General features: G+C 31.9%; 15 protein-coding genes. 3 read left to right on the top strand and 12 right to left on the bottom strand.

Translation table 11 applies throughout. From position 1 onward, the window contains the following. Window positions 1-9 precede the first annotated feature (9 nt). Together aroD and LQ679_RS05380 are read right to left on the bottom strand one after the other, a co-directional pair. A complete protein-coding gene (aroD, locus tag LQ679_RS05385) occupies window positions 10-747 on the bottom strand; it encodes a type I 3-dehydroquinate dehydratase (protein WP_191836564.1) in 738 nt (245 codons plus the stop codon). Window positions 748-859: 112 nt separating this feature from the next. After that, complete coding sequence (locus LQ679_RS05380) at window positions 860-1,273, bottom strand: universal stress protein (RefSeq protein WP_025904362.1); 414 nt, start codon at window positions 1,271-1,273, stop codon at window positions 860-862. Window positions 1,274-1,544: 271 nt separating this feature from the next. Here LQ679_RS05380 and LQ679_RS05375 point away from each other — a divergent pair, with 271 nt between their 5' ends. Further along, window positions 1,545-2,339 carry a DUF4352 domain-containing protein gene (locus tag LQ679_RS05375; RefSeq protein WP_126476607.1) on the top strand — a complete coding sequence of 265 codons (795 nt, stop codon included), beginning with the start codon at window positions 1,545-1,547 and terminating at the stop codon, window positions 2,337-2,339. 69 nt (window positions 2,340-2,408) lie between these two features. Here LQ679_RS05375 and LQ679_RS05370 read toward each other — a convergent pair whose 3' ends face one another. Together LQ679_RS05370 and LQ679_RS05365 are read right to left on the bottom strand one after the other, a co-directional pair. After that, a complete protein-coding gene (locus LQ679_RS05370; RefSeq protein ID WP_037588806.1) occupies window positions 2,409-2,591 on the bottom strand; it encodes a CsbD family protein in 183 nt (60 codons plus the stop codon). 86 nt (window positions 2,592-2,677) lie between these two features. Then, complete coding sequence (locus LQ679_RS05365) at window positions 2,678-3,640, bottom strand: DMT family transporter (protein ID WP_196308010.1); 963 nt, start codon at window positions 3,638-3,640, stop codon at window positions 2,678-2,680. 139 nt (window positions 3,641-3,779) lie between these two features. On the opposite strand from LQ679_RS05365, the gene LQ679_RS05360 reads away from it, so the two are divergent. Beyond that, the gene (locus LQ679_RS05360; protein WP_025904358.1) at window positions 3,780-4,196 is read left to right on the top strand and encodes an organic hydroperoxide resistance protein; all 417 of its coding nucleotides are present in this window, start codon (window positions 3,780-3,782) and stop codon (window positions 4,194-4,196) included. Window positions 4,197-4,254: 58 nt separating this feature from the next. Here LQ679_RS05360 and LQ679_RS05355 read toward each other — a convergent pair whose 3' ends face one another. From LQ679_RS05355 to LQ679_RS05335, 5 genes are all read right to left on the bottom strand, one after another. Then, on the bottom strand, window positions 4,255-5,655 hold the full coding sequence (locus LQ679_RS05355; RefSeq protein WP_037588804.1) for an MFS transporter: 1,401 nt from the start codon (window positions 5,653-5,655) through the stop codon (window positions 4,255-4,257). Between the two features lie 196 nt (window positions 5,656-5,851). Then, window positions 5,852-6,784, bottom strand: a complete 933-nt coding sequence (locus tag LQ679_RS05350; protein WP_025904356.1) for a nucleoside hydrolase — start codon at window positions 6,782-6,784, stop codon at window positions 5,852-5,854. Between the two features lie 47 nt (window positions 6,785-6,831). Further along, entirely contained in the window at window positions 6,832-7,992 is a 1,161-nt protein-coding gene (locus tag LQ679_RS05345; RefSeq protein WP_191836560.1) for a DUF4352 domain-containing protein, read from the bottom strand. Between the two features lie 165 nt (window positions 7,993-8,157). After that, window positions 8,158-8,694 (bottom strand): hypothetical protein, encoded by a 537-nt coding sequence (locus LQ679_RS05340; RefSeq protein ID WP_191836559.1) that lies wholly within the window; start codon window positions 8,692-8,694, stop codon window positions 8,158-8,160. Between the two features lie 74 nt (window positions 8,695-8,768). Then, on the bottom strand, window positions 8,769-9,458 hold the full coding sequence (locus LQ679_RS05335; RefSeq protein WP_196308012.1) for an MBL fold metallo-hydrolase: 690 nt from the start codon (window positions 9,456-9,458) through the stop codon (window positions 8,769-8,771). 142 nt (window positions 9,459-9,600) lie between these two features. Between LQ679_RS05335 and LQ679_RS05330 the strand changes: the two genes are divergently transcribed. Continuing rightward, window positions 9,601-10,002 (top strand): NUDIX hydrolase, encoded by a 402-nt coding sequence (locus LQ679_RS05330; protein ID WP_025904352.1) that lies wholly within the window; start codon window positions 9,601-9,603, stop codon window positions 10,000-10,002. On the opposite strand, the gene LQ679_RS05325 is transcribed toward LQ679_RS05330, so the two are convergent. From LQ679_RS05325 to LQ679_RS05315, 3 genes are all read right to left on the bottom strand, one after another. Next, window positions 9,999-10,499, bottom strand: coding sequence for a GNAT family N-acetyltransferase (locus LQ679_RS05325; protein WP_103361536.1), 501 nt, complete (start codon window positions 10,497-10,499; stop codon window positions 9,999-10,001). The genes LQ679_RS05330 and LQ679_RS05325 overlap by 4 nt on opposite strands. Before the next feature lie 150 nt (window positions 10,500-10,649). Next, complete coding sequence (locus LQ679_RS05320; RefSeq protein ID WP_191836558.1) at window positions 10,650-12,278, bottom strand: peptide ABC transporter substrate-binding protein; 1,629 nt, start codon at window positions 12,276-12,278, stop codon at window positions 10,650-10,652. A gap of 442 nt (window positions 12,279-12,720) precedes the next feature. Continuing rightward, a complete protein-coding gene (locus tag LQ679_RS05315) occupies window positions 12,721-13,224 on the bottom strand; it encodes a GNAT family N-acetyltransferase (RefSeq protein WP_191836557.1) in 504 nt (167 codons plus the stop codon).

Here is a 13,224-nt window from a genome sequence, read left to right as displayed (position 1 = left end):
ATAATGTGATTAATTTTGATATAAAGCTAACTGTTCTTTAATATCTTTAACATGAATTTGACCTGGTGCCGCTTCTTTACCTACGAAACCATAAGTAAATTTAGATCCAAACATACCACCAGTTATTCTTGTCATCTTACCTAGTTCACCCATAGATATACCAATTACATCAATATCTAACTTATGAAAAGCTCTATTCATAGCATTTAACATCGATAATAAATGACGTTCGTTCTGTGGCATCACAGCTAATTTACCAATATCTGCACCTAACTCTGCCATTTTCTCATATGTGACAAACATTTCTTCAACGTCAGGTGTTGATTTAAAGTCATGATGTGAAATAATAATTTTCACATCATTATGCTGAGCTTTCGTAATGCAATTCATAAGATTATCTTCATACGTATCGAGTTGAATATCGACGTATTCAGCTTTTTTGTTACATATAATATCTTGCATGATTTTGTAATAAGTTTCATGATCAAAGTCACCATGACCACCTTGCCCTACTGAACGATAAGTGAACAGAATTGGCGCATCATAATATGCACTTTTAAATTTCTCTAATGTTTCATTAATGTTTTCAATTGAAGTATTTTTTAAAGTATCTGCTCTAAATTCAACAATATCTATTGAATCCTTATGAGCATTGAGTTCTTGCACTGTTTTTTCAATATCATCTTGAGTTTCTAATGAAATCGTTGCAACGATATACGGAAACGCTTTCTTTTGTCCATCAGTCATAGTCATTCCTCCAATATGCTTCTATTTTCATTTTACATGAGTCGAGGACTTTTTTCTATGAAACGATGCATGATGATTCAAGAAATCTATTACTTAAATCAATGTGTGCTTACTACTTCACAATTAATACAGGAATTTTAGCTCTTTTAGCGACTTTATGGCTGACACTTCCTAATACCATTTTATCTGTGTCTTCTGCTTTTCTATTACTCAACACAACGATATCAAAATCACCACTATTTGCTCTATGCACTAATTCTGTTTTAGGATTCCCTTTCGCAAATTCAATTTTATATTGAATGTTTTGTTCATGGAAATAATCTAAGACATGTTTCATAGCTTCTTGGCGTTTTTCTTGAATTTCATCTAAATGAACACCCATTCTTACTGAAGCTTGAAGGTCTTTATCAGCGACAACATTCAGTAATGTAACCTGAGAACCTTCTCCTACGAGGTGATTAATTTGTTCTAAAACCTTTTGATTTTTCATTTCTGTATCAATGCCAAACAAAATATTTTTATACATATTTATCACTCCTTTATTACTATATTACCCCCTTTTGCATAAAATTTACAAACATTCATATTCTACAAAATCATTAAATATTAAAGTACTATAAATTTTTTATAAATTTAATAATAAGCCTAGATTTATTTCCCAGTTTACTATAAACTAAAAATAATTAATAAATAACACAATTGTTTATCAATAGTTGAAAACTTTCACACAAGAATTTCGATTAAGTGGAAACAATAATTTTTTATTAAAATAAAGTAATGAATAAGGGGGAAATATTATGGCTAATTCTAATCAATCAGATCAGAATCCTTTTAATCAGAACACCTCAGAACAACAAAATAATCCATTTAACGAAACAAATGGTAACAATCAGCAACAACAATCGGGAGACGGCAATGGCTCTAGTATGAAACCTTGGTTATTCGGCTGTGGTGGATGTTTAGTTATATTCATTATTTTAGCTGTTATTTTAGGTGCATGCGCTGCTGGTCCAATTAAAGACCAAATCGATGAGTTCACAAACAAAACTGAAGATAATTCTACTGAAGAAAACTCAACAGAAGAAGAAACAACTGAGGAGTCTACTGAGGAAGAAACGACTGAAGAGTCTACTACTGAAGAATCTACAACTGAAGAAAAAACAGATGAAGATGATAATGATTCATCTATCATCGATAGACAAACATCAGTTGGTAACGGGATTAGTGCAATCGGTACAAAGATTACAGTTGAAAGAGCAGAATTTGTTACTCCACCATCTGACGGAACTAAACCTTTAAAAGATAAAATATTAAAAGTTAACTACAAACTTGAAAATATTAATAACTCTAGCTTAATCGTTGGAGATGCTAACTTCGGTGTTACTGCTGATGGAAGCAGAGTTTCAAAATACTATGGTATGAATGACAAAAATGATGGATTCTCATTCAGTCTAAAACCTGGAGAATCTGATACTGGTTATGTATACTACGATGTTCCTGAAGCGGATCAATATGACGTACAATTACAATTACGTTCATCTGATAAACGTTACAAAATGAAATGGGAAATCGATAAAGACGATGTAAAGTAAATAAAAAGCCATTAGACAGTCAACGTGTCTAATGGCTTTTCTTATGCTTTAAATAAATTAGAAAATGTATTATTTCTTAAATTTATCGATTACTTCGTTCGCTTTATCTTTAACATTTTCTACTGCTTCTTTAGCTTTACCTGAAGCTTTATCTTTTTTACCTTCAGTTTCTAAGTCTTTGTTATCTGTTGCATTACCAACTGTTTCTTTAATATTACCTTTTGCTTGTTCGAATTTGCTTTCGTCTGCCATTTTATATCACCCTTCATTAAACTTTATTGAATGATTGACCATTCATATATGTTTTACCCTGTAAAAGGATTTTTAAACATCTCACTTCATGATTTTTTGAAAATTTTACCAATAGATATATGATCGATAAAACTATATATACACATACCTATTATAATGAGTGCTACACCTACCATACTTAAACCATTTGGTAACGGTAAGCCTAGGAGAATCATTTCACCAATAATGGCAAATACAACTTCCAAAGATTGCGTCGCTTCAACGGCTGCTAATTGTTCTTGGTTATCATTCACAATATTTGTAGCATAGAAAAATAGAATTGTTGCGATGATGCCCGAAAATAGTGCGACGATAAATGCTTGTACAACTTGACTAGAAGAAGGTAATCCTTCTTTAAGTACACCAACAATAAAAATGACTACCCAAATAGGCAATGTGACTAACGTCATACCAAATACACGTTCAATTGTACCGAGCTCACCGTTCACAACTTGCATCATTTTTCTATTTCCTAAAGGATAACTAAAGGCTGCAATTAAAATCGGTAAGAAACCTAATAAAAATAAATTCATTTTAATTTCACTTGCTTGAGGAATTTGGATAATGATAATACCGATAAACATAATGCTTGAAATCAATAATGAACGCCATGGAATTTTATGTCTAACGATTGTTTCTTTACCATTTATAACAACTGTTTCTACAAATAATGGCGCGAGAATCATACCGCAAATAATTGTTATTTGCCAAGTACCTGAAATCAACCACCCTGGGCTATACTCTGCTGAAAAAGTTATCGGTACATAAAATAATACAAACCCAACTGCACTCCATATGAACCAAGCCTTTTTCTCTTGTTGAATATGCTTTAAAACAAACTTTGTTCTACCTTTGATGAGTACAAACAAATATAAAAATGGCAGCATAAAAATAAAACGTAAAGAGGAACTAAAATACCAACTTCCACCATCATTAGCCATCATATGATTAACGACAAATGTAACTGCAAAAAATAAAGCTGCCAAGACACCTATTAATATTGCTTTCATGTTGTGACCTCTCTTATTTTGATAATGTATATTATTTCATATTTCCGACAATTTATATATGAAAATTTATAATTTATAAATGATTTAAAAAACAATATACGGGTAAATAGATAATATACTTTAAAGGAGGTATTTTTTTATGGCAACTCATTATGAAACAAAAGCTACAAACACAGGTGGACGTAAAGGTCATGTTTACACTGACGATAAAGCAATCGATGTAGATGTATTACCACCACAACAAGCAGATGGTAATGCCACTAATCCAGAACAACTTTTCGCAGCAGGCTACGCTTCATGCTTCAACGGTGCTTTTGATTTAATTTTAAAACAAAACAAAGTTCGTGATGCTGAACCAGAAGTTACGTTAACAGTTCGTTTAGTAGATGACGAAAATGCTGAAAGTCCTAAATTAGAAGTAGATATTGCCGCTAAAGTAAAAAACGTATCTCAAGAAGACGCAGAGAAATATTTAAAAGCAGCGCATGATTTCTGCCCATACTCTAAAGCAACACGTGGAAATATTGACGTGAATTTAGAAGTAGAAGCTGTTTAATTGAATATAAGTCACATAAATAAGGACTGAGACAAATTTTGTCTCAGTCCTTATTTTTTTATGATTTATTTGGTTCTTCGTGATTCCACCATAATGCATCTTTCGGATTTTCATAAACTTCTTGTAAGTCTTCTTTATTATCAACATTAGGATATGATCCTCTTAATGATTTATTAGACGTTGTCTTAAACATAAATAAGAAAATGACAAGTCCAACGACATTAATCAATGTTAAATAATAAGATGGTGCAATTTTTTGACCAGTTGTTTCGACTAACGTTGTTAAAATAAATGGTGTTAAACCACCAAATATCGCTGCGCCAATATTGTAAACAAGTGATAATGTTCTTAATCTCACTTTTGTATAGAAAATACTTGGTAATACAGATGGCATAACGCCTTCAAATGTAGACATAAACAGTGCAATGATAAATAGTCCTAAAATAACAATCGGTATTGAAGGAATACTCATTAACCAGAAGGCTAATACTGAGAATAAACTAAATCCTATTAATCCAAATAAAATGGTATTTTTATTTCCAACTTTATCACTGTACCAACCAAAGAAGAATACTGCTGGTATCATTGCTGCCATCGTTAACGTACTCAATATACTACTCATCGTACCACCTAAATCTAAAGTGCCATTTAAAAATGACGGCATATATGATAATACCATGTAATTAGCAACGTTTAAGAAAGCTACACCTGCGAAACAAACAATGATATCTCTCCAATATTTTCTGAAGATATCTTTATAAGAGTATTCAAGCTCTTCTTGCTCTTCAAGTGTTGTTTCATAAGCTGGACTTTCATCCAAATTATTTCTCAAATAGACACCTATAATACCAAGTGGTGCAGCTATAATGAATGGGATTCTCCAGCCCCAAGCTGCCATTTGATCATCACTCAATAGAGCATACATAATACCTACTAATGCAGCGGCTAAAATACTACCTGATAAAGTACCAATTTCAAGTCCGCTACCAAGTCTACCTCTCGTCTTATCTGGTGAAATTTCTGCAATATAAGTCATTGCACCGGCATACTCACCACCAGTAGAGAATGATTGAATCATTCTAATAATTAATAATAAAATTGGTGCCCAAATACCGATTTGGTGTTGTGTCGGTAATAGTCCTAAAGCAAGTGTAGATAAAGCCATCATAATAATTGTAGTTGAAAGGACAACTTTACGACCATGTTTATCTCCTAAATGACTAAAGAATATACCACCAATCGGTCTTACTATAAATGCAAAAGCAAATACCGCAAATGTTGATGCAAGCTGAATTTCTTTTGGCATATTACCAAAGAAATTCATACTGATAATGACGGCTAGTTGAGCGTATAGACCGAAGTCAAACCACTCAATCGCATTACCAATACCTGTTGCAACGACCGTTTTTTTCGTTTTACTGGCGTCGACAACATTAACGTTCTTTCTTTTAAATTTCATAATTATAAACACTCCCCATTTTGTCTATATAATCATATAACCTAATAAAATGGTTTTAATCAGAAAATTCACTATTTTATGAGTTGAACAGTGTTGAGCCCTATCATTATGCAATTTAAAATTTTAATTTTTTCATAAAAAAACTTCATTCAGCTCGCTATTTTATCCTAACGACACTGAATGAAGTGCTTATTTGTTATATTTTTTTAGCTAAATCTGTCATGTAATCAAAGAATCCATCTCTATCAACATCATTAATGATATTAATCATTCTTCCTTCATCACTTTTGAATGTTCTACCTTGACTAGGTCCATCTGTAATGACAGATACTTTATGTGATTCTTTCTTAACGAGTTCAGGTTTCCCAACATAAGCTGTTGTTAATACATCCCATAAGAAATAAGTTGAATTTGTTACAAAATGCGTTAATGGAGGCACAAGCGCATAACATATACCTAAGAAATCAACACCTTCATATTGTCTTTCATTCGCCCATCGTTTACGTACGTCTGGTGTTAAAGGTACTTTATTCGTGCTTTCTAATGCTACAATATCAATCGGTAATTGCGTATCAAAAACAGTCTTTACTGCTTCTGGATCCCAAAAAGCATTCCATTCAGCTGTACCATCATGTTCAGGTTCTTCAACATTACCTTTATTCAACAATGTACCACCCATCCATACAACTCTTTCAATACGACTTTCAATTCTTGGTTCAACTTTCAAACTTTTAGCTAAATCTGTTAACGGTCCCGTAAACAGCATTGTTACCTTTTCAGAACTATTCATTACCTTTTCAATGATATCTTCATATGCTTCTTTTTCAGAAATTGTAGAATTTACTTCAACATCTTCATTTAACATTGGCATCGCATCTACAAAGAAGGCATGCATTCTCCAATCTTTAGGAAATGGATTTTTCCCTCTTTCTTTCGAAGCTGCGACATTTAGTTTTTGTGATGAAAATCGATTAATGATTTTACAAGAAGCGTTTGTTGCCGGTTCTACATAGCTATCTGCACCAATTGCACTTACACCTATCAAATTAACATCTTCCATTTGTAATAATAAAAATAATGAAATTAAATCATCTACGCCACCATCATGGTTGAAATATACAGTCGTCATTTGGTTACCTCTTTCTTATGTTACGCATAAATTGTTCATTTGATTAACTAACGTTCTTTTTGTTCATTTGAATTATTTTGAGATTGTCTTTGCTCTGTTGATCTTTCTTTTGCTTTTTGTGCTGCATCTTGAGCTGCACGATCTTTCTCTCTTTGTGCCTCTTGATCTCTTTGTTGTTGCTGTTGTTTTTCACGTTCAGCTGCTGCTTGTTCATCACGTTTTTTCTGCTCTGCTGCTGCTTTTTCGTCAGCTTCTTGTTGTTTTTGTTCAGCTTCTTCAGCTTTTTTATCCGCTTCTTCTTGACGTTTTTCTTCTTCCTCTTTAGCTGCCTTTTCTTCTTCAGCTTTCTTCTCTGCTGCTTCTTTATCTGCTTTTTCTTTAGCCTCTTTATCCGCTTCTTCTTGTTTACGTTTTTTCTCAGCTTCAGCTTTTTTCTTCTCTTCATCCGCGTTATTGTTAGGTTGTTGAACCGTTCTTTGCTCATAAGTTGGCGCTTCTTGAGTCGAATTGATTTCTTCAGTTGGATTCTCTTTAGGCGTATTATCTTTAATATCCTTATCATTTATACGCCAATTAGCATTATACGTTTTCTTAGAAGTTTCATAATTCATTTTAACATCATATTTATCAGCGTCCGCTACATCATAGTATAAATAACTTGATTTGCTGTCATCTTTATCAAGTTGATGTTGGAATCCACCTTTATTATCTTTCATACCATTAAATTGCGGTTGTACCGCTCCACCAATAGTTAGTTGAAAATTAGAATTATCGATTAATTTTTTATCTTTTTCTAAATTTTTGAACTTATAAGTGACTTTAAGAATTTTGCCATTTTGTGAATAAGAATAACCGTCATCAGGTTGAACAACTTCTGCTTTCGTAACGGTCACTTCTAGACCATCAACAATAATTTTATCACCTAGTTTGATATTTTTTAATTCTTTTTTAGGTGTGTCGGAAACATGTTTAACAGCTTTAGGCTTATCTTCCTTAAATAATTGTTTATATGAATATTCTTTATCGAATGACAGACTGACAAATATACATACAAAACTAATCACACCAATTACAAATAGTAAAATTGTGCTCACTAAATAGCTACTATACTGTTTTTCTTTAGCATATTTAACGACTGTAATAATCAAAGTCGTTATAAAGGCAATCGAAATAACAACCCATAATAACGCAAAAAGTAGACTACTCATTTTTTCTCTCCTCTACAAATGATTAATAATTTCATCATAGCATGAATTATTCAAAATAATAGTACAAAATCAAATAATTATTAACTATAATTGACCTATTTATATATGGCTTCACTTAAAAAAACAGGTTAAAAAATAAATTCAAAACCTGTTTATGTAATACCTTTATTTTTCTAATTTTTCAAAAGTTATTTCATATAAATCTTTATCATCCATATTCACAAAATCATCGATGGATATTCTATATTCATTGGAAGATCGTTTTTTAGAAACTTGACCATCATACTTCAACTCAATTGTCATATTCGTTTCAAAATAGTGATTGTCGATTGTCTTCTTAAATTCATTAAAGACTTTTTGGTTAAGAGGAATTAAATAGAATTGATTATTAGGTAAAATATTAATATGTTTACGTTGTATCACTTCATCGCCATTTAACTTTAAGACGACTTCAATATTTTTAGCAGAACCGCCGCCTAAATTTAATAGCTTAAAAGCCGTATTTAAATATTCATGATCAGACGAAGTTAAATTCATCACTTTAATACCACTTTGTTTCTTCTCCAATATAATCTGATCAAAAGATAAATAAGGTATAAATGATATTTTAATTTGGCGAATTTGAATCATGACGGATATAAAATATAGAATCGCCATAATAAAGGTCCCTATAGAACCAATCGCTTGAATAATATTAATCATGCGCTCACCTCACAATATAACCTTGTCCTAAATTATACCCATTTGTATAGGTGTAAATCATAGATTTATAATCTTCAAGCTTTCTCTAACAATCCGCCGTGGAAACAATAATATTTCTCAGCATTTAAATCTTTAATTTTCTTTAAGGAATTTTCTGCGTCTTCTAAATTCATACTATATTCAGGATTTGCTACGTTTAAAGTCTCTCCTTCTTTCACAGCAGCATCTCCAGTAATGACGCTATTGACTGATTGTATATATAAAGAAATATGCCCTGACGTATGTCCTGGTGTCGCAATAACTTCCACTTCATTATTTAATATGAGCGCCCCATTTGTAACTTCTACATCAACATCGACATGCTCTAATTCCTTTAGCATATTAACAAATTCTTCACCATATGGTTTTTCATCTTCTGACATTTCATTTAACAAATCTTCAGCTTGAATCAATCTTTCTGATTTAGCATGTCCACCTATATATTTAGCTTCTACAAAGCTACTTATAATTTGTGTATTAGGATATTTATCTTTAAAAGCTTTTAACGCACCGATGTGGTCATCATCATAATGTGTAATAATAATATTTTTCAAATTTTCTATATTGTAATTTAATCGCTTAATTTCTCGTTCAATCTTATCCATGAAACCTGTATAACCTGTATCAACGAGTGTCAATTCTTCATCTTGGATGATAAGTGTAGGATGTATTTCGTAGTTATCTCCTTCATAATCAAAATTTATATTTAACTGTTCTACTTTAATAGGCATAAAAGTTCTCCTTTATAAAATGACGTATATTTATATACATTTAAGGTAATTATATGACATTTTAGTCATTTAATCATAAAATATTATTTGTACGACTTTTGATTAAATAGAATCTAATTTTCACAGGAGGTTACTTATGGTTCCAAAACATATTGTTTCAGCTGCTTGTATTGTCTTAAATGACGAAGATAAAATATTACTCATAAAAGGTCCTAAACGTGGCTGGGAAATGCCTGGAGGTCAAGTTGAATTGGGCGAACCTTTATATGATGCGGCAATTCGCGAAGTTAAAGAAGAATCTGGTGCTGATATCGAAATTATAAGATTTTGTGGTATTTTCCAAAATACGAAAAGTTCTATCGTCAACACGTTATTTTTAGCGCGTTATACAGGTGGCACACTTCAAACAAGTGACGAAAGTTTAGAGGTAGGCTTTTTTACTTATGATGAAGTTATGAATATGGTTACTCGACAAACATTCAAAGAAAGGTTCGAGTACTGTTTAAATCGTACTGAACCTTTTGTTGTTTCATTTTAATATTCTTCTTTTAAAATACTATAAATCAATGAATCTCTGTAGCCATCTTTAAGCTTAATATCTTGTCTTAAGATGGCTTCATGTTTCATACCTAGCTTTTGTAGTACAATTTCAGATGCTGTATTACGAATATCTGTTGATGCCCAAATTCTATTAAGTTTCAATACTTTAAAACCATATTTAATAATCGTTCTACCAATATCCGTTGCGATGCCGTTACCCCAATAATCAGGATGAATGATATAACCAAGTTCTCCACTTTTATTTTTCGTATCACATACTAATTGCACTGCGCCAATGACTTTATCATGTTCTGCATCTACTATGACGTTGTACATCCAGTTCTCATCTCGATTTAATAACATCTCAACAAATGCTTCTGTTTCTTCATATGTTTGCGGCTCCCATGCTTGATATTGACTCACTTCAGGTAAAGCATTATATGCATGAATATCTTCTATATCTGATCGTTTCAAATCCCTAGTATAGTAATCCATTTAAAATCCTCCAATGATGATATGTAATTTAATGATTGGGAATATCTTATCATAATTTTCAAACTATACAAAACTATTCTTATAAGAATACTCAACTTTATAAAAAAATAAAGTGCTAGGACATTGAATCATGCCCTAGCAATATATAAATTATCTATCTAATTTTACATGTTTGTACTCTTTCGTACCTACGTAATGAATGATACGACCGTGAACTTCTTTTTTTGTTAATCTTGCTTTACCTTTTTGATAAAGCGGGATAACCATTGCATCATTCAATAACATTTCTTCTCCTCTAGCGAGTTCTTTCCATCTCTTGTCTGGATCTTGAAGTAATGAAGATTTACCTTCGTTGATAATTTTGTCGTATTCAGGGTTACTATATCCCGTTTCACCTTTAGTTGTTTCACTATGGAATAAATCTAAAAACGTCATTGGATCTGGATAATCTGGTCCCCAACCTGTAATTGCTACATCATAATCACCTTTTTTAGTCAGTGCTATTTTCTGTTTGTTCGGTTGTTGTTTAATCGACATTGTTACACCAGGTAAATGTTTTTCAACTTGTTCTTTAAAATACTCTGCATCTTTTTTAGCATTATCTTGATCAAATGTTAAAAATTCTATATCTATTTTATCTTTACCTAATGCTTTTTTAGCTTTTTTCAATGAAGCTTGTGCTTGTTTAACATCATACGTATAAGGTGCATTGACTAACTTGTTATAATCTTCTTTTTTCTCATTAGTAAATACTTTTTCAGGTGTAAATGTATCTATCGGTTTCGAACCATCATTTAAATTATGTTCTACGTAAGATTTTTTATCGATTGCTTGAGCGAGCGCAGCACGTAAATCTTTATTTTGTAAGTCTTTATTCGTTTGCGTATTAATTTGAATATAATAAGTAGCAGATTCTAAATTCGTATCAAAGCCTTCTTTATCTTTGTTAGATTCGACGTTTTGAGAACTTAATTCTGTTGTATCCACTTTATCATTATTATATAAATTGAGTGCCGTTTGTTCGTCTTTAATGACTCTATAATTAATGCCTTTAAGTGAGACATGATCTTTATCCCAATAATGTTTGTTTTTCTTAAGCGAGTAATTATCTTCAACTTTCCAACTCTTCATTACAAACGGTCCACTATATAACGTCTTATCAACAGTCGTTCCATACTTACTGCCTTGCTTTTTAACAAACTTTTCATTCAATGGCATGAATGTTCCAAACGTTAATAGCTCTTTATAATAAGGTAACTCTTGATTGAGCGTTAACTGTAAAGTATGGTCATCAATTGCTTTCACACCTAATTCTTCAGGTTTTTTCTCACTTTTGTTAATCGCTTCAGCATTTTTAATATCATACATGATGTATGCATATTCTGATGCCGTCTTTGGATCTACAACCCTTCTCCATGAATAAACGAAATCATGCGCAGTAATAGGATCTCCATTAGACCATTTCGCGTCTTTTCTTAAATTAAATGTCCAAGTCTTCCCATCATTTGATTTTTTAGGATCACCAGTTGCGATTGCTGGTTCTGCTTTATCATCTTTGTCCAAACGATATAACCCCTCTTGTGTCGCATTCATTACTTCAAAAGCACCAGCTTCAACAGCCAAACTAGAATCTAATGTCGTTAAATCAGACGGTGCAATTAAACGTAGCGTATCCTTTGAATCACCACTCGCACCATCACTATCCCCGCCACTACTACAACCAGCTAAAAATAACGCTAACACTAATACATAAATCCCCACTTTATAAATATTTTTCATCAAATCAATCCCCTTTTCTTGTTTGATAATGTTTAATTGCGTTTATTCTATCATAATATTTTGAATATTCAATTGATTATGTTCGATTAATTTAATATAGCAACAATAACGAACTGTTACGTAGTGTGTAGAAGCGGAGAAAATGAAAAAAGCTGAATCGTCTTATGGACAATTCAGCTTTTTACAATTTTCGGGCCGATAAATTATTTTATCGACCTGGTAATCCCGTTTTCGGGTCGCTATTTTTTTATCGGACTGGTAATCTCGTTTCTGGACCGATAATTATTTTTATCGGTCCATATTTTTCATTTCTGGACCGATAATTTTTCGTATCGGTCCATATTTCTTATTTCTGGACCGGTAATTTATTTTATCCGTCTATATTTCTCATTTCTGGACCGGTAAATTTTTTTATCGGTCCATATTTCTCGATCCATTCTCTTCACTCTATTTCATATCTCATCATGTCTTCATCATAATAATCTTTTCCATCTAATATTGCATTAGGTTCAGTAGCATATTTGTCAAATCCGACTTTATTATAAAATTCTACTGCGCGTTGATTATTAGAAAGGACACTTAAATCAATATATTTTAAACCTGTTAACTTGGATGCTTCAATAATCAATTTATTGACTACTTTCTCAGCAATACCTGTACCTCGATAATCAGGATGACAATACATCGCCACTAAATTTCCTTTATGATGCATCTTCTTAACCGCTTCTCTATAAAAAGTAGCTACACAAACTAGGTTATCATCTTCAAAACCACCTATTGTAAATTTTGTATCACTACATTCTAATCGCTGTTCAAATTTATTAACTGGATAGTTTATTTCAATATCATATAAAGACGCAAATGCAGATGGATCTGTCTGCAAACTTAGTAACCTAAGACTTCTAAATGCATTTACATCATTTTTATTTAGTAACCTTACTTCCAT

Source organism: Mammaliicoccus sp. I-M35 (assembly GCF_022386455.1).
Classification (GTDB): domain Bacteria; phylum Bacillota; class Bacilli; order Staphylococcales; family Staphylococcaceae; genus Mammaliicoccus; species Mammaliicoccus sciuri_A.
This window is presented reverse-complemented; position numbering and strand designations above follow the sequence as displayed.

Coding starts and splice junctions, on each gene's coding strand:
- aroD (WP_191836564.1), bottom strand. CDS start 747: ATGACTGATGGACAAAAGAAAGCGTTTCCGTATATCGTTGCAACGATT.
- LQ679_RS05380 (WP_025904362.1), bottom strand. CDS start 1,273: ATGTATAAAAATATTTTGTTTGGCATTGATACAGAAATGAAAAATCAA.
- LQ679_RS05375 (WP_126476607.1), top strand. CDS start 1,545: ATGGCTAATTCTAATCAATCAGATCAGAATCCTTTTAATCAGAACACC.
- LQ679_RS05370 (WP_037588806.1), bottom strand. CDS start 2,591: ATGGCAGACGAAAGCAAATTCGAACAAGCAAAAGGTAATATTAAAGAA.
- LQ679_RS05365 (WP_196308010.1), bottom strand. CDS start 3,640: ATGAAAGCAATATTAATAGGTGTCTTGGCAGCTTTATTTTTTGCAGTT.
- LQ679_RS05360 (WP_025904358.1), top strand. CDS start 3,780: ATGGCAACTCATTATGAAACAAAAGCTACAAACACAGGTGGACGTAAA.
- LQ679_RS05355 (WP_037588804.1), bottom strand. CDS start 5,655: ATGAAATTTAAAAGAAAGAACGTTAATGTTGTCGACGCCAGTAAAACG.
- LQ679_RS05350 (WP_025904356.1), bottom strand. CDS start 6,784: ATGACGACTGTATATTTCAACCATGATGGTGGCGTAGATGATTTAATT.
- LQ679_RS05345 (WP_191836560.1), bottom strand. CDS start 7,992: ATGAGTAGTCTACTTTTTGCGTTATTATGGGTTGTTATTTCGATTGCC.
- LQ679_RS05340 (WP_191836559.1), bottom strand. CDS start 8,694: ATGATTAATATTATTCAAGCGATTGGTTCTATAGGGACCTTTATTATG.
- LQ679_RS05330 (WP_025904352.1), top strand. CDS start 9,601: ATGGTTCCAAAACATATTGTTTCAGCTGCTTGTATTGTCTTAAATGAC.
- LQ679_RS05325 (WP_103361536.1), bottom strand. CDS start 10,499: ATGGATTACTATACTAGGGATTTGAAACGATCAGATATAGAAGATATT.
- LQ679_RS05320 (WP_191836558.1), bottom strand. CDS start 12,278: ATGAAAAATATTTATAAAGTGGGGATTTATGTATTAGTGTTAGCGTTA.
- LQ679_RS05315 (WP_191836557.1), bottom strand. CDS start 13,224: ATGGAAGTAAGGTTACTAAATAAAAATGATGTAAATGCATTTAGAAGT.